At 58.5% G+C, this 21,025-nt stretch carries 24 protein-coding genes; 6 read left to right on the top strand and 18 right to left on the bottom strand.

What is annotated here, in order from left to right; all coding sequences use genetic code 11:
* Window positions 1-15: 15 nt before the first annotated feature.
* The gene (locus ACSJLU_RS14075; RefSeq protein ID WP_004927688.1) at window positions 16-174 is read right to left on the bottom strand and encodes a PhoP/PhoQ regulator MgrB; all 159 of its coding nucleotides are present in this window, start codon (window positions 172-174) and stop codon (window positions 16-18) included.
* 161 nt (window positions 175-335) lie between these two features.
* Here ACSJLU_RS14075 and ACSJLU_RS14080 point away from each other — a divergent pair, with 161 nt between their 5' ends.
* Entirely contained in the window at window positions 336-569 is a 234-nt protein-coding gene (locus tag ACSJLU_RS14080; protein ID WP_004927690.1) for a YobH family protein, read from the top strand.
* A 40-nt stretch (window positions 570-609) separates the two neighbouring features.
* On the opposite strand, the gene ACSJLU_RS14085 is transcribed toward ACSJLU_RS14080, so the two are convergent.
* Entirely contained in the window at window positions 610-849 is a 240-nt protein-coding gene (locus ACSJLU_RS14085) for a DUF2766 family protein (RefSeq protein ID WP_025303170.1), read from the bottom strand.
* A gap of 183 nt (window positions 850-1,032) precedes the next feature.
* On the opposite strand from ACSJLU_RS14085, the gene ACSJLU_RS14090 reads away from it, so the two are divergent.
* Window positions 1,033-1,245, top strand: a complete 213-nt coding sequence (locus ACSJLU_RS14090) for a YccJ family protein (protein ID WP_004927694.1) — start codon at window positions 1,033-1,035, stop codon at window positions 1,243-1,245.
* 447 nt (window positions 1,246-1,692) lie between these two features.
* Window positions 1,693-2,079, top strand: coding sequence for a helix-turn-helix domain-containing protein (locus tag ACSJLU_RS14095; RefSeq protein WP_004927697.1), 387 nt, complete (start codon window positions 1,693-1,695; stop codon window positions 2,077-2,079).
* A 21-nt stretch (window positions 2,080-2,100) separates the two neighbouring features.
* Here ACSJLU_RS14095 and ACSJLU_RS14100 read toward each other — a convergent pair whose 3' ends face one another.
* From ACSJLU_RS14100 to lysM, 5 genes are all read right to left on the bottom strand, one after another.
* Window positions 2,101-2,454 (bottom strand): DUF1304 domain-containing protein, encoded by a 354-nt coding sequence (locus tag ACSJLU_RS14100; RefSeq protein ID WP_025303172.1) that lies wholly within the window; start codon window positions 2,452-2,454, stop codon window positions 2,101-2,103.
* Between the two features lie 427 nt (window positions 2,455-2,881).
* Complete coding sequence (locus ACSJLU_RS14105) at window positions 2,882-3,823, bottom strand: pirin family protein (protein WP_025303173.1); 942 nt, start codon at window positions 3,821-3,823, stop codon at window positions 2,882-2,884.
* Between the two features lie 102 nt (window positions 3,824-3,925).
* Window positions 3,926-4,090, bottom strand: coding sequence for a hypothetical protein (locus ACSJLU_RS14110; protein ID WP_165698101.1), 165 nt, complete (start codon window positions 4,088-4,090; stop codon window positions 3,926-3,928).
* A gap of 23 nt (window positions 4,091-4,113) precedes the next feature.
* Window positions 4,114-4,269, bottom strand: a complete 156-nt coding sequence (locus ACSJLU_RS14115) for a hypothetical protein (protein ID WP_016927390.1) — start codon at window positions 4,267-4,269, stop codon at window positions 4,114-4,116.
* 265 nt (window positions 4,270-4,534) lie between these two features.
* Window positions 4,535-4,981, bottom strand: a complete 447-nt coding sequence (gene lysM, locus ACSJLU_RS14120; RefSeq protein WP_025303174.1) for a peptidoglycan-binding protein LysM — start codon at window positions 4,979-4,981, stop codon at window positions 4,535-4,537.
* A gap of 228 nt (window positions 4,982-5,209) precedes the next feature.
* Between lysM and ACSJLU_RS14125 the strand changes: the two genes are divergently transcribed.
* Together ACSJLU_RS14125 and ACSJLU_RS14130 are read left to right on the top strand one after the other, a co-directional pair.
* A complete protein-coding gene (locus ACSJLU_RS14125) occupies window positions 5,210-5,401 on the top strand; it encodes a YebW family protein (protein ID WP_004934567.1) in 192 nt (63 codons plus the stop codon).
* Window positions 5,402-5,524: 123 nt separating this feature from the next.
* On the top strand, window positions 5,525-5,749 hold the full coding sequence (locus tag ACSJLU_RS14130; protein WP_016927388.1) for a biofilm development regulator YmgB/AriR family protein: 225 nt from the start codon (window positions 5,525-5,527) through the stop codon (window positions 5,747-5,749).
* A 242-nt stretch (window positions 5,750-5,991) separates the two neighbouring features.
* Here the strand turns inward: ACSJLU_RS14130 and ACSJLU_RS14135 are convergent, their stop codons facing one another.
* From ACSJLU_RS14135 to ACSJLU_RS14160, 6 genes are all read right to left on the bottom strand, one after another.
* The gene (locus ACSJLU_RS14135) at window positions 5,992-7,074 is read right to left on the bottom strand and encodes a porin (protein WP_380825012.1); all 1,083 of its coding nucleotides are present in this window, start codon (window positions 7,072-7,074) and stop codon (window positions 5,992-5,994) included.
* 567 nt (window positions 7,075-7,641) lie between these two features.
* Window positions 7,642-8,625 (bottom strand): succinylglutamate desuccinylase, encoded by a 984-nt coding sequence (gene astE / locus ACSJLU_RS14140; protein WP_043143868.1) that lies wholly within the window; start codon window positions 8,623-8,625, stop codon window positions 7,642-7,644.
* A 10-nt stretch (window positions 8,626-8,635) separates the two neighbouring features.
* Window positions 8,636-9,976, bottom strand: coding sequence for an N-succinylarginine dihydrolase (astB, locus tag ACSJLU_RS14145; RefSeq protein WP_025303177.1), 1,341 nt, complete (start codon window positions 9,974-9,976; stop codon window positions 8,636-8,638).
* A 52-nt stretch (window positions 9,977-10,028) separates the two neighbouring features.
* Window positions 10,029-11,501 carry a succinylglutamate-semialdehyde dehydrogenase gene (gene astD, locus ACSJLU_RS14150; RefSeq protein ID WP_089181682.1) on the bottom strand — a complete coding sequence of 491 codons (1,473 nt, stop codon included), beginning with the start codon at window positions 11,499-11,501 and terminating at the stop codon, window positions 10,029-10,031.
* Window positions 11,501-12,535 (bottom strand): arginine N-succinyltransferase, encoded by a 1,035-nt coding sequence (gene astA, locus ACSJLU_RS14155; protein ID WP_049204091.1) that lies wholly within the window; start codon window positions 12,533-12,535, stop codon window positions 11,501-11,503. Before astA ends, astD begins: the two co-directional genes overlap by 1 nt.
* Window positions 12,536-12,587: 52 nt before the next feature.
* Window positions 12,588-13,802 carry an aspartate aminotransferase family protein gene (locus ACSJLU_RS14160; protein ID WP_025303180.1) on the bottom strand — a complete coding sequence of 405 codons (1,215 nt, stop codon included), beginning with the start codon at window positions 13,800-13,802 and terminating at the stop codon, window positions 12,588-12,590.
* Between the two features lie 676 nt (window positions 13,803-14,478).
* On the opposite strand from ACSJLU_RS14160, the gene ACSJLU_RS14165 reads away from it, so the two are divergent.
* Window positions 14,479-15,453 carry an alpha/beta hydrolase gene (locus ACSJLU_RS14165; protein ID WP_043143872.1) on the top strand — a complete coding sequence of 325 codons (975 nt, stop codon included), beginning with the start codon at window positions 14,479-14,481 and terminating at the stop codon, window positions 15,451-15,453.
* Window positions 15,454-15,455: 2 nt separating this feature from the next.
* Here ACSJLU_RS14165 and ACSJLU_RS14170 read toward each other — a convergent pair whose 3' ends face one another.
* Genes ACSJLU_RS14170 through ACSJLU_RS14190 form a run of 5 tightly spaced genes read right to left on the bottom strand, consistent with a single transcriptional unit; the run spans window position 15,456 to window position 21,018 of the window.
* Window positions 15,456-16,424: an ABC transporter ATP-binding protein gene (locus tag ACSJLU_RS14170; RefSeq protein ID WP_025303182.1), complete on the bottom strand. Its 969-nt coding sequence runs from the start codon at window positions 16,422-16,424 to the stop codon at window positions 15,456-15,458.
* The gene (locus tag ACSJLU_RS14175) at window positions 16,414-17,400 is read right to left on the bottom strand and encodes an ABC transporter ATP-binding protein (RefSeq protein WP_025303183.1); all 987 of its coding nucleotides are present in this window, start codon (window positions 17,398-17,400) and stop codon (window positions 16,414-16,416) included. The genes ACSJLU_RS14170 and ACSJLU_RS14175 overlap by 11 nt, the downstream gene beginning before the upstream one ends.
* On the bottom strand, window positions 17,397-18,353 hold the full coding sequence (gene opp4C / locus ACSJLU_RS14180) for an oligopeptide ABC transporter permease (protein ID WP_342096343.1): 957 nt from the start codon (window positions 18,351-18,353) through the stop codon (window positions 17,397-17,399). The genes ACSJLU_RS14175 and opp4C overlap by 4 nt, the downstream gene beginning before the upstream one ends.
* 4 nt (window positions 18,354-18,357) lie before the next feature.
* Entirely contained in the window at window positions 18,358-19,314 is a 957-nt protein-coding gene (locus tag ACSJLU_RS14185; protein ID WP_004934604.1) for an ABC transporter permease, read from the bottom strand.
* A gap of 48 nt (window positions 19,315-19,362) precedes the next feature.
* Window positions 19,363-21,018 carry an ABC transporter substrate-binding protein gene (locus tag ACSJLU_RS14190; RefSeq protein WP_380824990.1) on the bottom strand — a complete coding sequence of 552 codons (1,656 nt, stop codon included), beginning with the start codon at window positions 21,016-21,018 and terminating at the stop codon, window positions 19,363-19,365.
* Window positions 21,019-21,025: the final 7 nt, after the last annotated feature.

Consider the following 21,025-nt stretch of genomic DNA (forward strand, 5'->3'; position numbering starts at 1 on the left):
CCTACCGAAAATTGCTTACCAGGGCACGAAGCGGGTCACCGAACAGATGCCCAACGCAAAATTTCCACCGTCGTCGCAATAGCTATCCAGCGCCAGCAGGTAGAAAAACAGGCAGGCAGCGACGGCCGTCATTATCACGAGGATTTTTTTTCGCAACAAATTTAGCAGCCTCATTGTTATCTGGGTAATCTATCGCGCATGTTATCACAGCGAAGTTAAACGAAGTTTAACTTTCCGTTTAGATTTCTGGCTATTGCCCGGTTTTCAGACTGTTACCCTTGTCGTCGCGCGGCAGTCATGGCTAGATGAACCCTCAGGGATAATGAGGAAGCGCAATGAGCAAATTGATTAAGTGGGTACTGGTGCTAGCGGTCATTTACGGCGGTTTTTTGATCTCGGGTTACGGCGTGCTGATCGGCAGCAACAAAAACGTTGGCGGGTTGGGATTGCAGTGCAAATACCTGACGGCGCGCAACGTGGCGATCGCCCAGTACGTGAATGGCGACAACGGTTTCATCGGCGTAGCCGACTGCCCGTTGTTCAAGAAAATCGAAACGGTGGTGGATTAACCGCCACCGCCCGACGCCGTCGCTTTGCGGCGGCCCCGCCTCAGCTGCGGGTGAATTTCATCTCGATCAGCGCAATCGCCTTGTCAATCGCTCGGCGTGTCACCGGATCGGCACCTGCCGGGTGCGTGGAGAAATCAATGCTTTTTAGCTGACCCGCCATCTTGTCGCGCACTTCGGTCGGCGCAATCACGTCGATAACGTCCAAAATCTGTTTGATGACCAGTTGGCAAGCGACCAGATCGGAAGCCAGTTCCTGCTCGTTGCTCAGCATGTCAGACATAATAACTTTCCCTCTTGATTCAAACGCCGCACAGAATAGCACGGCGTCCGCGCCATTGCCCGCTCTCCCCGTTTTTTTCCCCTTCTGCGCACCGCCGGGCAAAAGCCCGCGGCGGATTAGCCTATACTTGCAGCATGACGGTGGCAAAAACCACCCATAAGCCACAACCAACAGGAGAAAGTTATGGCGAATCACAATGTGAAATCCTGGGCGACAGTGCGTGAAACTTCGGTGGAAATCGCCGAAGCCATTTTTGAGCTGGCAGGGAACGACGAAGTGTTGGCGCAGAAAATCTGGGAAGAAGGCAGCGATGAAGCACTGGAGAAGGCCTTTGCCAAAACCACCGCCGACCAGCTTTATTGGGGAGAGGAAACCGTCGAGCGGAAAAACGTTTGAGCGCCCGCGCAACAAAAAGCCCGGGTTTCTGACCCAGGCTTTCCCGATTAGCGAACGCCCCGCTCAGCGGCGTGCAATGTCTCTTGCTCTCACGGCTCTTCACCTCCCACACTTTCCGCATTTTTCATGCTCATCACCGGCATCGCCATAAAAGCGCCGACGCCCACGATTACAACCAGAGTAATAATCACTGTCATTAACATGCGATCACCCCATCAACGTTGAGTTGTTACGGCTGACTCTGTTTTGGCGGTTACTTGCTGTGGCCTTCTTTCCGTCCCCCACCGCGGCGGCGACAGTCTCAGATTAGCCGTTTTTCCTTTCTGCTGACAAGCGGCGGTTCAACGGTTTTTCCGAATAATCCCCCCCGGTCATCGGTGGCGTTTTTGTCCACGGCGGCAAGTTGTGTATACTTCACCGCTATGTAGGTCTCACACTGACGCACTGATGATACAAGAACACCACCTCTCATTGGTCTGCGCCCTCAGCAAATGGGTCGAAACTCACCTCGGACGAGTGATCCATCTCGAAGAGTTGGCCGAGTACTCCGGCTACTCGCTGTGGCACATGCAGAAGCTGTTCAAAGAAGCGACAGGGATTTCGCTCGGCAAATACATTCGCGAACGCCGTCTGGCCGGCGCGGTCTATCAACTGCGCAGCAGTGAAGCGTCGATCTTCGATATCGCCCTGGACTTTGGCTTCGGTTCACAGTCCCACTTCACCTACATGTTCAGAAAGCGTTTTAATATCACGCCCTATGATTTTCGCCAGGATTTGAGCGTCGATCTGCACATCGATCCGCCGCTGCACGTCATTCATCAAAAATCCGCCTGAAGCCCGCCGTAAACCGGCGGGTTAACGCGTTCCCCAGACCGCCAGTATCGCGATCGCGGCCGGCAGAGCCTGCACCCAGAGAATTTTACGGCTGGCGCTCAGGCCGCCGAATACGCCGGCCGCCAGCACACACCCGAGAAAAAACAGCTGCAGCGCCATATCCTCACGCCAGTAGCTCCATGCCAACCCCAACGCCAGAAAGCCGTTGTACAACCCCTGATTGGCGGCCAACACCCGCGTGGCTGCAGCGAACTCCGCCGTCGTGCCAAATGCGCGTCTGCCGAGTGGCGTACGCCACAGGAACATTTCCAACACCAGGATATAAAGATGGAGCGCTGCGATGAGCAGCAACAAAATATCGGCAAAGAGCTTCATGATGATCCCTGTCGTTTATTGAAGATGTCGTCAATTATAAACGCCGCCTCTCACCTCCCCATCGATAGAGATAAAAAAACCCGCCGAAGCGGGTTTATGCAGGAGTCATTTTTTGAGGTTAGTTTAATACGGCGACCAACAATGCCGCGACAGAGACCCAAAACAACGCCGTGGCAACCACGACATGGGACAGTCTTGCACGATAGAGTACCTGGCTCATAATGACCTCACTGACATCTGACTAACGGGAGACAACCTGACTTCCTGAGGATTATCCTAAACTTCTTCTCGTTGTCATTATATGCGCCAGATCACTTTTCCGCCGAGAAACCTTATATTGTCCTAAAGCTGGAGCCGTGATCACATTAATTACGTCTTATTAGAGCGAAATAAGCCGAATAACCGCGGCGATTATATCCTAACGCTATCAAACATCGCTCCAGGGCAGGCGTGGCGCGGTCATGCGCTCACCAGAATAACCGTCAACCGCCGGGAAACGCGGCGCCTCTTGCTCCCAATCATGCTGAGCCTGAGTAATTTCAGCTTTGGTATGGCCAACGAAATTCCACCAGATAAGGATCTCTTCGTTTAGTGGCACTCCACCGATTAATAATCCCCGGCTGCCCTTCCGTGCATTTAACCCAATAGAGTTATTCTTCATGCCCAAATAGGCAAACTCATCAGGTGAAAAAGTTTCACCATTAAGTTCAAATGCACCAATAAGGGGCAAAAAGCCGATTTCATAATCATCGCGCAGCGGCAATTCTATCCTCGCCGCTTCCTGCCACTCCATATCAATGGCAATTAGTGGCGAGAAAGTAAACACCGGTGAACGATAAGCGCCAAATTCCCCGACCAACAAACGGTGATTCACGCCGTTATTCTGCCATTGTGGCAAGTCCGGATAGTGATCGAAACGTGGCGCCATGTCGGCATGTTCGGCCGGCAGCGCGATCCATAATTGTGCGGCATGCAATCGCCGCTGCTCGCCCACCGACTGTTCCGTATGCGCAATGCCACGCCCTGCGGTCATCAGATTAACCTGCCCTGGGCGAATCACTTGCTCACTGCCGAGGCTGTCACGGTGCAGCACTTCACCCTCTATCATCCAGGTGAACGTTTGCAGCCCGATGTGCGGATGCGGCCCCACATCCATGCCGGGCGAGGTGCCGTTGAATACCGTCGGTCCAGCGTGATCGAGAAAACACCAGGCGCCGACGGTGCGCCGCTCCCGAGTTGGCAACGCACGATTGATCGGGATACCTCCCACTTCGGCATTACGCACGGCAATACGTTGTATCTGGCGCACGCCGTCAACGACAGGGCATTCGCGTGAAGATGAAGAGAGCGTAGGACGTGACTGACTCATCGCAAAGACCTCCTGAATGGCGCCGATTCGCCAAGGGTACCCCCAAGCTTAACACAGGACAGCCTCCCACAGAGCGGCGACGCTCAGGCGCTTTCGCGCGGTTCAGGGCGCTTTGATATAGCAGCTCTTGATGTCTAGATCGTCATGCGCGTGCCTGAGATCGGAGAAATAGGTCACGCCAAAGAGAATTGATACCACCAGCAGCACGGACACCAACAGGCCGATGATCGCCAGCAGTTTGGTTTCATCATGGAGATTAGGCTCCATTTTATCTCCCCTAGTTAATCGCGTCAGGTCACCCACAGCGTGACCGCCAGCGTAAAGATAATCAGTGAGCAGGACGCCACCGCCAACACGACGATCGCAAATTGCGCATCACCCAAGGTTTCTCGATAATTTTTATCCGTTGAGGCGTTACGCTGTTGTTTCACTAAATCGGTTTTCACTCGTTCAACTGCTGCATTGCTGTTTGACGGGGCAAAATATCCCCTCAGAATAAGGCACGCACGTTGGCGCCTTGGTCGTTCCGGCCTCAACCGGGGGATGACGCTATCAATTTTCCCCATCAGGGTCAACACCGCCCCTGCCGGCGAGCGAGCAGGGACACAGGGGAGATGTAACTGGCATGGAGATCGCAGGGAAATAAGAGACGCCTATTGCAGAGGGCAAAAAAAAGCCCGGTACGCAACCGGGCTATGGCAGACCGATGCGTTATTGCGGGATACGCAATACCTGCCCCGGATAAATCTTGTCCGGGCTCGACAGCATCGGCTTGTTGGCTTCAAAAATCTTGTTATACAGATTGGCGTTGCCGTACATCTCTTTAGAGATCGCGCTCAGCGTATCGCCCTTCTTCACGGTATAGAAGCGGCTCTCGGCGTCGGGTTGCGTCACCGCCACCTTGTCTTCCACCCCGCTGATACCCGCCACGTTGCCGATAGCCACCAGGATCTTCTCTTTTAACTCCTGGCTGACGGCATCGCCGGTCACTACGGCTTTACCATCGACCACCTGCACATCGACTTTGTCGGTGCCCGGCAAGCCGCTCTTATCGAGATGCTCCTTGAGTTTGGCGCCTTGATCTTCGGCGGAGGCATTGCCGGTGACTGTGTCCCACAGTTTTTCTCCCGCTTCTTTGACGAAGTTAAACAAGCCCATATTCACTCCTTTTGATGGTTGCATTAATGCGTTTAAGTAAGGCTTGTTAAGCTTAGCATCGTCAAAAGGATATGCCATCCGCTCACGGCGCCAGAAACGGGTAGAGTATTCCGAAAGTGTCGTCAGCGGCGTTTCAACGGTGATTAATTGCGCAATGATGCTGAAAAATCGTGCTTTTTTACCTACACTGTTGCAGACAAGGCAACTCGACGAAGGAGGCGTGCAACGATGTACGCATTGGTGATGTTTGTCTGTTATCTGGATGGTGGCTGCAGTGAAATGGTGGTCGACATATTGCGCGACGAGCCACAATGCCTGGTCGCGATGAAGGAACAGAACTTGCGACACGCCGGTTGTTATCCCATGGAAGAGTTCATTGACGGCTTCTGGTTGCCAGCCAGCGAATATTCGGATTTTTAATTCCCTCCCCGCGCGATGCTGAGGAATTTCTGATTTCATCAGAAACTTCGCCTTCCTCCGAGGCATAAGGCCGCTGTTTTGCTAAATTGCGGCTCCCGAAGAAGAGAGAGACAGAGAAAGGTCATGCCAGCATCAGCTCATTCCAACGAGCAATATGAAACTCTGCTGCGCGACGTCAGCCTGGCGTTAGGCGACGCAGTGTTGCAGTTAATCAAAAACCATAAAAAAGTATCCGGCGGCAATATTCTTTCACAGCTGGTGACCGAAATAGAGCGGGAGCAGGATCAGCAACGTTTCGCCGCGCTGCGTTCCGCCATTGAGCTGGTCGGGTTGGCACCCAAAGGCTGAGTTCCCGATAAAACAAAGGCAGGGCTTGCGCCCTGCCTGAGGTTAATGACAAACCTGATGACATTACCAGGTTTACCGAAGACAACCTTTAAAATAAGGAAAATCAATTCATTGATTTTCGACTGCTCACCACAAAGGAGGAAAAACCACGCTTTTTCCTCCTTTGTCAGCAAGCTAAGGCAGGGCTTACGCCCTGCCTGATTACCACTCCCGACACAGGATGAAGGTAATGAAATTGCCGCTTAGAAGCGATACGTCAAGCTGACGGCAACGATATCATCGTTGGCCAGTTTCAGTTTGTTATTGTCGCTCAGCTGGTTGATTTGATAATCAACGTAGGTGTACATATTTTTGTTGAAGTAGTAAGTCGCCCCCACTTCCACATATTTCACCAGGTCGGCATCACCGATCCCTTCGATATCCTTGCCTTTGGACTGCACGTAGCCCAAGGAAGGACGCAGGCCGTTTTCGAATTGATACTGGGCCACCACTTCGAAGTTTTGCGTTTTATTGGCGAAGCCGGAGGTGCCACTGACGCTGATCGGCGTCATGTTACGGGTTTCGGCATACATCGCGGCCAGGTAAACCTGGTTGGCGTCGTATTTCACTGCGGTGGTCCATGCAGTGGCGCTGTCGCCCTTACCATACTGCAGCTCTTTTTGCTTGCTGGTGCGGTTAGAATCAGAGAACGCCGCCGCTACGCCGATGCCGGAACCGCCGATGTCCTGGTAGTCCAGGGACAGGCCGTAACCGTCGCCGTTTTGCTTGGTCACGCTGCGACCGTCGCCGTCGTTTTTACCCTGATACTGCACCGCCAGATTCAGGCCTTCCACCAAACCGAAGAAATCACGGTTACGGTAGGTAGCCAAACCGTTGGAACGGGCGGTCATAAAGTTATCGGTATAGCTGTAGGAGTCGCCGCCGAATTCTGGCAGCATGTCGGTGTAAGCCTCGGCGTCATACACCACACCGTAGTTACGGCCGTAGTCGAAAGAACCGTAGTTGCCGAATTTCAGCCCCGCGAAGCCCAGACGCGTTTTGGTGCCGGCGGTGCCCTGCGCTTCGTCGTGATTGGCCTGGACGTTGTATTCCCACTGACCGTAACCGGTCAACTGGTCATTGATTTGCGTTTCGCCTTTGAAGCCCAGGCGAACATAGGTCATATCGCCGTCATTGGACTTACTGTCGCTGAAATAATGCTTGGCGTTAACGCGGCCGTACAGGTCGAGTTTATTACCATCCTTATTGTAGATTTCAGCCGCGTTGGCGAAGGAGGTGATCGCCCCGAGGGCGACAGCTAAGGCTAATACACTGCGTTTCATCATTTATTTTCCTAGATATTATAATTAGAACCCTGCCCGTCACGCCCAATTTATAGTTTGGGCTGTGATTTTATCTTTTGGTATTTTATGAGCCCCCCTAATGTGGGGTGATGTGACATTAGCATCATGAATCAAAACTTAAAATCAAAAAGTTCATGAAACAACGAGGAGAAAGCATGTTTATTTGTAACTAAATATTTCCAAGAAGAAAGCATATAACCTATTGAATATAAGAATTTTTTATCACATAACTTATAACCAAAATGGTGCATCGCACTATTTTGGTGCATTTTGGTTTCGTTTTGCGTGCTTTCTGCGCGATTCAAAAGTAACAACAAAATTAGCATGGTTATTAAAAACGTTACTTATTTCACATTTTTATCTTAACAATCTCACCAGGCAATTAAGGCTTTCAGATAACGACCTGATACAGCCTTTTATTCACGCGTATAAAAGGAGGTATTAGGAACGAATAAAATTCGCCTTAGGGCAATTAAAATAGCGGGAAATAGCAGAGCAAAATAATGAACGGAATAACGGCGGCGCGCTGACGGCGCCGCCGAGGATAAATCAATAGAGCGTAGAACGGGAAACTTCGCTCAACAGCATGCCAGCGCGCAGGCCCAGCGCCACAGTGGGGTTAGGGAACAGTATCCACGCGCCCTCTTGGCCAACGCGATAGTCCTCCTGCGGCTGCTCGCACAGCAACATCCCCGGTTTCAACTCGGTGAAGTTGGCCGTGTCATCATCCAGGTGCAGCTTGAAATCCTCGCTGTGTTTGATCAACGAATGCATCACACGGAATACCCGGATCGCCTCGCCCTCGCGCTCCGGCAACGGCCCCTCGCTGACCGCCGCCCGCAAAGCGCGATCGATGGCAGCAAACTGCTGTAGATCGTTGCTGCCAAACGGCCGCGCCTTGCCCAGCTCGAGCGTACAGCTCGCCGCATTGAGATGCTCGCTGGAATAGTGGCTAAACGTCCCGCCTGGTGCGCTGTGCACCACCAGCGCATCCAAATCGGCGGCATCCAGCAGCTTCAACATCGGCTCACTGTACGGGCGTTTCTGGAAAGGCAGAATGCCGAAACGTGGCAACCGCGATTCACGGATGGCGGTGTGCAGATCGTAATGGAAACGCGCCGCCAGTTCCCCATCGAAAAAGGCGGCGAGCGCACGCTCCAACTGCTGCGCACGCACGGTCTCGCCGCTGGCGGCGAAGTTGCGGTAGCGGCCGCCGAACATGCGGTTCATGTCGCTGTGCAGATAACGCTTGCCGGCCCGCATCGCCGCCGGGTTGCCCAGCACCACCAACAGCCGCACCGTCAGCGGCAACCGGCCGATCAGCAGATCGCCAACCAGCTGATTGAGCAGTTCAATCGGCGCGGTTTCGTTGCCGTGCACGCCCGCCGACATGACCATCGCCTGGCGGTAAGGCTGCCGCGGCATAAGCTCCAGCACGCCTTCCCCCTGCCAACGCCAGCGCAGCTGCGGCGTTTCACCTTGCCATTCGACGGGTTCGTTCCCTTCCAGCGTCAGGGGCAGTAGATCGATCATGCCGCCTCCCTTAGCGTTGGAACGGATAAATGGCGCCGAGACCGAGGATCGACGTCAGCGAATCCAGCGCCTCACGCCCTTCGCGCAGCAGCAGCGGATCGGCCAGGTCATCCTGCGTCAGGCGATCGCGGTAATGGCGATCCACCCACTCGTTCAGCGTCGCGAACAGCCGCTCGTTCATCATCACGCGTGGATTCACCGCCCGCAGCTCCTGCTCGTTGAGCGCCACCCGCAACCGCAGGCAGGCCGGGCCGCCGCCGTTGCGCATGCTTTCGCGCAGGTCAAACACGCGAATTTCATCGATCGGGCCGCCGCTGCCGACCATGTCGTTCAGATAACGCCACACGCCGGCATGTTGGCGCGACTCTTCTGGCACCACGATCATCATCTTGCCGTTCGGCTTGGTGAGAATTTGGCTGTTGAACAGATAGGTCGCTACCGCGTCCGCCACCGAGACGCGCTCTGTCGGCACCTCGATTGCCACCAGCTCGCTGTCCAGCGTCGCCATCTTGCGGCGCACGTCATCCAACGCCTGTTGCTGGCGGTAAAACGCCTGCTGGTGGTGGAACAGCACGTTCTGGTTACTGACCGCTATCACGTCGTTATGGAATACGCCCTGATCGATCACCGCCGGGTTTTGCTGTACGAAGACCGTATGCTGCTCGTCCAGTTGGTGCAGGCGAGCGATTGCCTCGCTGGCTTCGCGCGTTTGGCGCGCCGGATAACGCGTCGGCGCCGTTTCGCCACCGAATTCCTGACGACCGTAGACGAACATCTGCACGCTGCGCTTGGCGTAGTCGCCGCCCAGACGGTTATGGTTGGCCGCCCCTTCGTCGCCGAATAACGCCACCTGCGGCAGCGCCTCGTGGTGGGCAAAATGCCGATCGTCGCTGAACATCGCCCGCAATACGGCGGTGGTGGTTTCCGCCTCGATGGCGCGGTGGAATTTATTGTTCAGGTTGGCGGCAGTGAAGTGCACCTTGCCGTCGGCGCTGTCCGCCGAGGGCGACACGGTGGCCGCATTGGCGGTCCACATGCAAGACGCCGAGCTGAGCGCCGACAGCAAACGCGGTGATTGACGCATCACCTGCGCCAGCACCGTCTCATCGCTGCCGCTGAAGCCCAGGCGACGCAGCATCGGCAAATGCGGCCGCTCCTGCGGCGGCAATACCCCTTGCTGGAAACCGAGATCGGCCAGCGCCTTCATTTTCAGCAGACCTTGCTTCGCCGCCAGCTTCGGGTTCGATACGCTGTTTTGATGCTGCGTAGAGGCCTCGTTACCGAACGACAGCCCGGCATAGTGGTGCGTCGGCCCCACCAAACCGTCGAAATTGACTTCATATCCTGACATGGCTATCCCCTGGGGATGGCCTGCGGCAGCGCCATCGCGCCGCCGCAGACGATTAACGGAACGACAAGCCCGGCGAGAGCGTCGCCGGCAGCGACAGGCTTTCGCTTTCCAGCGACGCCATCGGCCAGGCGCAATAGTCCGCCGCATAGAAGGCGCTTGGGCGATGGTTGCCGGAGGCTCCCACGCCACCGAACGGCGCCGCGCTGGACGCTCCGGTCAGCGGCTTGTTCCAGTTGACGATGCCGGCACGCGCTTCCAATAGCAACCGCTCGAACAGCTCACGCTGCGGCGATACCAGCCCCACCGACAGGCCGTAGCGCGTCCGGTTGGCCAGCTGCAGCGCCTCGTCGAAATCGCGGTAACGCACAATCGTGGTCAACGGCCCGAAGTACTCTTCGTCCGGTACGCCGGCCACGCCGGTCAGCTCGATGATGCCCGGGCTGAGCAGCGAACTGCCCGGCTCCAGCAGGCGCATGGTCAGCAGCGATTTGCCGCCCAGCGCCAGCAAGTTTTGCTGCGCTTTCAGCATGTTCTCCGCCGCGGCTGCCGACACGACGCCCCCCATGAACGGCTGCGGTTCGGCATCCCAACGGCCAACGCGCAGTTCGCCCGCGACCTGAACCAAACGCGCGATAAAGGCGTCGCCTTCCGCCCCCTGCTTCACCAAAATGCGGCGTGAACAGGTGCAGCGTTGGCCGGCGGAGATAAACGCCGATTGGATAGCCAGGTTGACCGCCGCGTCGCGATCCTCGAAGCCATCGACGATCAGCGCGTTGTTACCGCCCATCTCCAGCGCCAGGATCTTCTCCGGCTGCCCCGCCAATTGGCGATGCAGGTGATAGCCGGTGCCGGCGCTGCCGGTGAACAGCAGGCCGTCGATATTCGCACTGGCCGCCAGCGCTTCGCCGGTTTCCCGGCCGCCTTGCACCAGATTGATCACCCCGTCCGGCAGGCCGGCCTGCTGCCACAGCTTCAGGGTTTCCTCGGCGGTCAGCGGCGTCAGCTCGCTCGGTTTGAACACCACGCAGTTTCCGGCCAGCAGCGCCGGCACGATATGGCCGTTCGGCAGATGGCCGGGGAAGTTGTAAGGCCCGAACACCGCCAGCACGCCGTGCGGGCGATGACGCAGCACCGAAGCGCCGTCGGCCATCGCCGTCTGGCTAAAACCGGTGCGCGATTGGTAGGCCTGCAGCGAAATGCCCACTTTACCGATCATCGCCTGAATTTCGGTCAACGTTTCCCAACGCGGTTTACCGGTCTCACGGCTGATGGTTTCCGCCAGCGACTGTTTGTGCTCTTCCAGCAAGGCGGCGAAGCGTTTCACCAGCTGTTCGCGCTGTTCAAACGGCGTACGCGCCCAGGCGGGAAACGCGGCACGCGCGGCCTCGCAGGCGGCGGCGACGTCGTCAGTATCGGCGGCGTTAGCGCGCCACAGCGGCTGGTTGCCGACCGGATCGGCTTTGCCGAACTCGGCGCCGCGGCCCTGCCGCCAGACGCCGTTAATCAACAGAGCAGGATGGGACATCATGCTTTCTCCTGTGCAATAAGGGGGAGCACCCGCACCGGGCTGCCCTGCTCGACGCCCAGCGCCGCAGCGGTGGCGGCGTTGATATGCAGGCGGTCGTCATACAGTTCGGCATTGACCAACAGTGCGCGGTAGTTCTGATAGTTGTCGTTGGCCACCAGATGCACCGGCGCATCAGCGCGCATCGGCGTGTCATCCAGCACCACTTTCACCAGGCGGCTCTGCTTCACCGCGCGGATATGGTCGATCTCGGCTTCCAGCGTCGGGCCGCCGTCGAAGATATCGACGTAGCCCTGATAGCTCAGGCCTTCCGCCTCCAGCAACCGGCGTGCCGGCAGGGTTTGCGGATGCACTTCGCCGATCACTTTCTGCGCGTCTTCGGCCAGGAAATCGACATACAGCGGATGTTTCGGCATCAGTTCAGCGATAAACGCCTTTTGTCCGGTGCCGCTCAGGTAGTCCGCCTTGGCGAACTCGATGGAGAAGAAACGGTGGCCGACGCTCTCCCAGAACGGCGAACGGCCGTTTTCATCTGAGAAGCCGCGCATCTCGGCGATCAGACGGCGGGAGAAACGCTCGCGGAATGCGGCAATAAACAGGAAACGCACCTTCGACAGCAGTTTGCCGTTCTCACCGTGGCGATAGTCCGGATCGAGGAACAGCGTGCACAGCTCCGAATGGCCGGTATGATCGTTGCTGAGGAACAGGGTCGGTACCGATTTATAGACGTTCAGCTGTTTGGAGGCATGTACCTGCGTGCCGACGCGGAAGCTGTACCAGGGTTCTGCCAGGCCGACAGCCACTTCGATCGCGCAGACCCCCACCGCCTGCCGGCGCTCGCTATCCTCCAACACGAACAGATAACACTGGTCACTTTGCGGAAGTTCGCCTTGCCAGGTTTTTAACGCCCGCTCAATGCGTGCCGACAGGGTATCTTCATTTTGCGGCAGTGAAGTGAGACCGATGCCAGATTTACCGGCAAGCGTCAACAAATCCGCCAGATCGCGACGCTCTATAGGGCGAATAATCATCATAATGCGAACCTCTTCTGAATCAGGCTGCGCCGGTGAAGGCGCAGCCCGCTGATTAGCTGCAAATGCGCGCCACGGCACGCGCGAATCGCGCCAGCCCCTCTTTCACATCCTGCTCAGGGATGATCAGCGACGGCGTGAAACGCACCACGTCCGGACCGGCGATCAGCGCGATGACGCCTTCTTCGTTGGCCAGTTGGGTGATCTGCTTCGCTTTGCCGGCATAGTCCTTCGTCAATTGGCAGCCGATCAGCAAACCGCCGCCGCGAATGTCGGCGAAGATCGGGTACTGGCGATTGATGTCGTTCAACCCGTCGATGAACCACTGGTGACGCTGTTTGACGCCTTCCAGCACTTCCGGCGTGTTGATGATGGAGAACACTTCCCCCGCCACCGCCGTCGCCAGCGGGTTGCCGCCGTAGGTGGTGCCGTGGGTGCCGACACCCAGCGTTTTCGCCAGCGCATCGGTGGTCAGCATGGCGCCGATCGGGAAGCCGCCGCCCAGCGCTTTCGCGGTGGTCAACACGTCCGGCACCACGCCGTACTGCATATAGGCATACAGGTGGCCGGTGCGGCCGACGCCGGTCTGTACTTCGTCGAAGATCAGCAGCGCGTTATGACGATCGCACAGTTCACGCAGCCCCTGCAGGAAACTGGCTTCCGCCGGCAGCACGCCGCCTTCGCCCTGGATCGGCTCGACGATCACCGCGCAGGTGCGATCGTTGATAAGCTCGGCCGCTGCGGCCAGATCGTTATACGGCGTATGAGTGATGCCGCCCGGCAGCGGCGCAAAGTCCTGCGAATATTTTGGCTGGCCGCCGGCGGACACGGTAAACAGCGTGCGGCCGTGGAACGCGTTGTTGAACGCCACAATCTGATCTTTACCGGCGCCGTGCTGATCGTGCGCATGTTTGCGTGCCAGTTTCAGCGCCGCTTCGTTAGCTTCGGCGCCCGAGTTACAGAAGAACACCTTGTCGGCGAAGGTGGCGTCGATCAGTTTTTTGGCCAGGCGCAGCACCGGTTCGTTGGTATAGCCATTGCCCAGATGCCACAGCTTGCCTGCCTGCTCCACCAGCGCCGCCTTGACCGCCGGGTGCGCATGCCCCAACGCGTTAACCGCGATGCCACCGGCGAAATCGATATAAGACTTACCCTGCTGATCCCACACCTGCGATCCTTCGCCCCGCACCAGAATAAAATCGGCAGGGGCATAAACCGGGACCATCCAGTCATCGAAAGACTGGCGGGTAACTGCGATTGGCTGTTCCATAGTGACCTCATAATCTCAGCAAAGGCTGAATTTTGACTGTAAGGGTCGCTCAAGCCCGGTTAGGCCGCCACAATGCAAAAAAACCGTTGTTCAAAACCGACTTTCGCGGCGGAGAAAATACTGTCCCTTACCGCTGATTTAGAAACAAATCTGTTACATAAAATCGATTTTTCACTATTTATGGCGTATATCCGGTCCCTGAGCGGGGAGTAAATGTTAACGAGCAGTTAAAATACATGTCGTTTGATAAAGAGTGTAGAGCAGCTATCGTGCCAAAACGGGATTTTTGCCGGATTTTGCTATTTTTTACGTTAAAACAACGGCTTATATTGAATATTTATTCATTTTCTATGCATTGGTAATGCATAAATTAAAAAATAAGGCCTAAAATCATCATTGCGCGCGAAATCCTATTCAATTACGAAAAACTTTAGAATTTCTGATCGGGCTCGCAAAAATAATTTCACCCAATTTGCTCGCCCTCACACTTTTTGCCCCAATTGGGTGCAGCGGTGCGTCAGGATTGTGCAAGACGGCAGTGACGCGGAGATCCCACCTGCAACATCCCCAAAACACGGGCCGCGCTGACCGCCGTCAGCCTCCACTCCCGCTTTGTTTGCCAGCGGCTACACTGTGATCCTGACCGCCCCTTCTCTTCTGCGCCCAAGGAGTCACCATGCCCAAGAAAACCGTCGATCTCAGCCAGCCACACGCCCAGCACGACATCCGCGCATTTCTCGACGCGCTGAATGCCGCCGGCGGTAAACCCATGGAACAGATGAAGCCTAAAGAGGCACGCAGGGTCTTGGAGGACGCGCAACGCAGCGTCGAGGTGCCGCTGCGCGAGGTCGAGATCAGCGAAAAAACGATTCACGTAGAAGGTCAGGATATTCTGCTGCAGCTGGTGCGGCCGGCCAGGGTCAACGAGGCGCCGCCGGTATTCATGTTCTTTCACGGCGGCGGCTGGGTGCTGGGCGATTTCCCCACCCACGAGCGCCTGGTGCGCGATCTGGTTTACAGCTCCGGCGCGGCGGCGGTGTTCGTCAACTATCCCCGCTCACCGGAGGTGCGCTACCCCGAGGCGATCAACCTGGCTTACGCCGCCACCGAATGGGTGGCCGAGTACGGCGAGAAGATCAACGTCGACGGTTCACGGCTGGCGGTGGTCGGCAACAGCGCCGGCGGCAATATGGCGGCGGTGGTCAGCCTGATGGCCAAAGAGAAAGGCATACCGGCACTGCGTTGCCAGATCCTGCTGTGGCCCGTCACCCGTGCCCAGTTTGATACCGACTCCTATCATCAGTTCGCCGAAGGCCATTTCCTGACCCGCAACATGATGAAGTGGTTTTGGGACAGCTACGCGCCCGATAAGGCGCAGCGCAAAGATATCTACGCTTCGCCGCTCAACGCCACGCCGGAACAGCTGCGGGGCTTGCCGCCGGCGCTGGTGCAGACCGCCGAGCTGGATGTGCTGCGCGATGAAGGCGAAGCTTACGCGCGTCTGCTCGATGCCGCCGGCGTCGAGGTCACCGCCACCCGCTACAACGGGCTGATCCACGACTACGGCCTGTTGAATCCGCTCGCCCACGTCCCGGCGGTGCATTCGGCGATCCACCAGGCCGGGCGCGCGTTGAAGCACTACCTGTCCTGACGCTAGCCGACCAGGTGGCAAGCCACCTGATGGCCGGGCGCCACGCTGCGCAGCTGCGGCGCCTGTTCGCGGCACTGCGCCGTGGCCAGCGGGCAGCGGGGATGGAAACGGCAGCCGCGCGGCGGGTTGGCGGGGTTCGGTGGCTCGCCGCCGGCCACCCACGCCGGCGCGCGTTGCGCATCCAGCGTCGGCACCGCTGCCAACAAGGCCTGCGTGTAGGGATGCAGCGGTTGGCGAAACAGCGCGTCGCGATCGGCGCTCTCAACGATCTGCCCCAGATACATCACTGCCACATCCTGGCACAGATGCTCCACCACGCCGAGATCGTGCGAGATAAACAGCAGCGTCACCCCCTGCCGTTCCTGCAAATCGGAGAACAGATTGATGATCTGCGCCTGAATCGACACGTCGAGCGCCGATATCGGTTCGTCTGCGACGATAAACTCCGGCTGCAGGATCAGCGCGCGCGCGATGCCGATGCGCTGGCGCTGGCCGCCGGAAAACTCATGCGGAAACCGCCCATAATGCTGCGGCGACAGCCCGCAGATCGCCAGGGTATCGAGCACCCGTTCGCGCAGTTCCGCCTTGCTCGCCAGGCCGTGTTGCAACAGCGCTTCCCCAATGGCGTCGCCCACGCGCAGGCGCGGGTTCAGCGAACTGTACGGATCTTGAAACACTAACTGCATTTTCGGCCGCAGGGCGCGCAGCGCATCTTTACTCAGGCTATCCAGTGCCAGCCCTTTGAACATTACCTCACCGGCGGTTTTGTCGTGCAGGCCGAGCAGCGTGCGGCCGACGGTGGTTTTTCCGCTGCCTGACTCACCCACCAGCCCGAAAATGCGCCCCTTGCGAATGCTGAAGCTGACGTCGTCCACCGCCTTCAGTTGACCGGTGGTGCGCCCGAACAGTCCGTCGCGCAGCGGAAAATATTTCTTTAATCCTTTCACTTCCACCAAAGGTTCAGTCGACATGCGGGCGCCCTCCGGCGTTGAGGAAACAGGCGGACTGGCGCTGCGGCGTGCCGTACAGCGGCGGAATGCCATCGCGGCAGCGCGCGGTGGCCTGCGCACAGCGCTCGGCAAACGCACAGTGATCAGGCAAGCGCGCCAGATCCGGCACCTGGCCGGGAATGGAGTACAAACGGCGGAGCCGCTGGCCCGGCACCGGCCGCGAGGCGATCAGCCCCTGAGTATAAGGGTGCCGCGGTTCGGCCAGCACTTCCCGCGTCGTGCCCTGCTCGACGACGCGCCCGGCGTACATCACCGCCAGCCGATCCGCCATCTGGGCGATCACCCCAAGATCGTGGGTGATCAAGATCATCGCCATGTTGTGTCGCCGGCTCTGCTCACGCAGCAACGCCAGGATCTGCGCTTGCACCGTAACGTCGAGCGCCGTGGTCGGTTCGTCGGCAATCAGCAGCGCCGGACGGCACCCGATGGCCATAGCGATCATCACGCGCTGCAGCATGCCGCCGGAAAGCTGATGCGGATAGCAGCGCATCAGTGCCTCGGCGCGCGCCAACCCCACTTCAGTCAAGAGTTGAATCGCCTGACGCCAGGCCGCTTTCGGCGACAGGGTCAGGTGGCGAATCAGCGGCTCCACCAGCTGTTCGCCGAGGGTCAACACCGGATTGAGCGCGCTCATCGGTTCCTGAAAGATCATCGCCAGTCGGTTGCCGCGCAGATCGGCCATCTTGGAGGCCCGCAGCGACAGCAGGTTTTGCCCTTCAAAGCGAATTTTACCGCCGTCTACCTGCGCCAGCGGCTGCGGCAACAGCCCCATCAGCGCCATGGCGGTCACGCTTTTGCCGCAGCCCGACTCACCGACGATCCCCAGCGTTTGCCCGGCCTGCAGCTCAAGGCTGACCTGCTGCACCGCCCGCACCGGCCCTTGTTCCCCCTGAAACGACACCGACAGTCGCTCGAACGCCACCAGCGGTTGGCTCATCGTGTTACCCCGTTCATTTTCGGATCGAGCGCGTCCCGCAGGCCGTCGCCCAAAATATTGATCGCCACCACGGTGACGAAGATCGCCAGCCCGGGCGGCATCCACAGCCAGGGGCGGCGCTGAAAGTCGATCAGGCTATTGGCGGCGTCCATCATGTTGCCCCACGACGGCGTCGGCGGCACCACGCCCAGCCCAAGGTAGCTCAACGCCGACTCGCTGAGGATGGCGTTGGCCACCGCCATGGTGGCGACCACCACCAAAATCGGCACGGTGTTGGGCAGCAGATGGCCGAAGAGACGCCGCCGGGTAGAGAGCCCCAGCACCTCGGTAGCCAACATGAAATCCCGCTCGCGCAGCGACAGGATCTGGCCGCGCACCAGCCGCGCCAGCGACGGCCAGCCCAGCAGGCTCAGCATGATCATCACCATGTAGATGCGGTAGTCCGGCGACACGTCGAGTTCGGTCAGCATCGCCCCCATGATGATCAGCAGCGGCAGGCCGGGAATGGTCATCAGCAGATCGGCGAAGCGCATGATCAGCCTGTCCGCCACGCCCCCCAGATAACCGGCGAGCGCCCCCAGCACATAGCCCAGCGTTACCGACAGCAGCATCGACACCAGGCCGATGGTCAGCGATATCCGCCCCGCCAGCAGCAGCCGGGTGCAGATATCGCGGCCGAGAAAGTCGGTGCCCAGCCAGTGCGCGCCGCTCGGCGCCTGGTTGATATTCAGCACGTCGCCGGCATCGTCGCGCCACGGCGACAGCGACGGCCCAATCAGGCACAGCAGCGCCAACAGCACCAGCAACGCCAGCGAAATCATCGCCGGTCGGTGGCGGCGCAAACGTCGCCAGGCCTGAGCGGCGGGCGGTGGCGACAGTTGCGCCAGCGCAGGCAGCTGTGCCTGTCGCCAACGGCGACGGCGACGGCGGCCGAAAAACAGCGTAACCAACATCGTGTTACCTCAAGCGAATGCGCGGGTCGGCGTAGGCGTACAGAATATCCGCCAGCAGATTGCCGAGAATGGTCAAGGCGGCCAGAAACAGCGTGAACCCCATCAATACCGGGTAATCACGCGCCGCCAACGAATCGATATGGATATGTCCGGCGCCCGGCCAGTTGAAGATTTTTTCGGTGATCAGCGCGCCGGAGAACAATCCCGGCAGCTCGAACCCCAGCAGGGTGATGATCGGCAACAGCGCATTGCGCAGCGCGTGTTTGAGGATCACCGTTTTCTCCCTGAGCCCCTTGGCGCGCGCGGTGCGGATATAGTCCATGCGGATCACCTCCAGCATGCTGGCGCGAAAATAGCGCGTCAGGCTGCCGGCCTGCAGCATCACCAGCGCCAGCACCGGCAACAGCAGGTGCGCCGCCACCTCCAGCGCCCAGGCCAGTCCGCTCGCTTCGCTGCCGGTACGCAACATGCCGCCCGCCGGTAGCCAGTGCAGGTCGACGGCGAACCATTTGATCAGCAACAGGCACAGGAAGAACGTCGGAAACGACATAGCGGCGAACACCGCCACGGTGATCAGATGATCGAACAGCGAATAGGGTTTCATCGCCGAGATCACCCCCACCGCCAACGCGATGCCCCAATACAGCACCATCGCCACCGCCGCCAGCAGGAACGAGTTCCAGATGTATTGATTCAGCAACGTGCTGACCGGGATCTGATACTGCAGCGAAAAACCGAGATCGCCCTGCAGCAAGCGGCCGAGCCAGTGCAGGTAGCGGCTGAACAACGGCTGATCCAACCCATACAGCGCCCGCAGCTCGGCGGCGCGTTGCGCGGTCAAATTGATGTTGCCGTCGATAAAATCGCCGGGCGCCAGGGCGAAAATGCAAAAAATCAGCAAGGAAGCCAACAACAGCATCGGGATAGTCTGCAACAGACGGCGCAGGATAAAGTTTCTCATCGCGGGTTCCATCGCCGCCGCCCGGAATGGCGCGGCGGCGTCAGGGCGTTACGGCGCCGGTTTGACGTTCGGCAGGCTGCCGACCAATCCGTTGTAGATATCCGGTTTAAAGCCGGTGACGCGCGCGCTGCTGGCGCTCAAAATCTCGCGGTTGCCGAGCAGGATCACCGGCGGATCGTCCGCCAACGCTTGATACAGCTGGTGATACAGAGGCTTGCGCTGGGCGATATCCAGCGTGGCATTGGCCCTGGCGATCAGCGCGTCTACCTGCGGGTTGTGATAACCGGTCTCGCTCTCGCTGCTGATGAAATCGCGTACGCCGTCGTGCGGATCGTTCAGCGTACTGGTGCTGAGGGACGCCAGGTCGTAATTGCCCGCCTTGCGCTGCGCCAACAGCGCGTTGAAGTCCAATACCTGCGGTTTCAGCACCACGCCGAGCCGGCGGTAGTTATCCTTGGCGATCGGCACCAGCGCGTCGTTGATCAGCTTTTTGGTTACCAGCAGCGTCAGCTCCAGCTTTTTACCGTCTTTTTGCCGAATGCCGTCCGCGCCCACTCGCCAACCGGCCTCGTCCAACAGCTTCCCAGCCTTATCGAGATCGTAAGCGTAGGGATTGATGCCGTTCGCGTCATAGGCCCAGGAGATCGGCGAAATCGGCTGGTTGGCGACCTTGCCGTACCCCTGGTACACCACGGCGATCAGCTTTTGCCGATCGAGGCCGTAGATCAGCGCCTGGCGCACCCGTTTATCCTGCAGCGCCGGGCGTCTGAGGTTAAAATCAACGCGGCTGTAATCGCTTGAGCTGTAAAGGTTGATATTGGCGAAGCCGAGCAGCTTGAGCTGTTCGATATCGTCCGGTTTGGCGGTAAAGGCGTCGTAGTCGGTCTCACCGGTCTGGAACAGCTGGAAGTTGGTGGCCGGGTTGGTGACGCGGTAGATAAAGCGCGCCATCGGCGGCGGGCCGAGGTAAAAGTTCGGGTTGGCGTGGAAGCGGATCTCCTGCCCCGGCACGTACTTGTCGTAAATATAGGGGCCGTTGCCGAGCGGCTTGCCGTTCAAGGCGCGCACGCTGTCGAGCTTGCCGCGCTGATAGTCTTTGCCGTAGTAAGCCCGCGACAATACCGGCCCGCCAATCAGTTGCAACGTGGTCGCGCCCGGCTGGGTGGTGACGATCTGAATGGTGCGATCGTCGATCACCTTCAGCCCGCTGATGCCGGCGGCGGTACCGTTTTTATACTCGGCGCCGCCCTGGATGTGCGCCGGCGTGATATCGCTGTCGCCGTCATAGGCCGGATCGTGCAGCAGCGTCAGGGTAAAGGCGATATCGTCGGCTTTCAGCGGCGAGCCGTCGCTGTAGACCAAATTCGGCCGCAGCTTAATGATGTAGGTCAGATTATCGGGGCTGACCTGCCAGGACTCCGCCAATCGCCCTTCTGGCTTGCCCTGGCTGTCCAGGCCGATCAGGCGGCTGAAGATCACGTCGGTTACGTTCTCGTCCCAGCCGTTGGTGAACAGATACGGGTTGAAAATCCCCTGCGGCTCAGAGATGCCCGCCACCACGGTGTCTTTACGCAGTTTGGCGGCGGCCGGCACCCGAGCGGTGTCGCTGGCCGGCGTGATACCTTCGGCCAGCGTTTCCGCCTGAACGACGCCGCTCAGCCCCAGCGCGCAGACCAACGCCAGCGGTGTCAGGCGATATCGCAACAGTTTG

Origin of the sequence: Serratia bockelmannii, assembly GCF_051803255.1 — a bacterium.
Taxonomy (GTDB): domain Bacteria; phylum Pseudomonadota; class Gammaproteobacteria; order Enterobacterales; family Enterobacteriaceae; genus Serratia; species Serratia bockelmannii.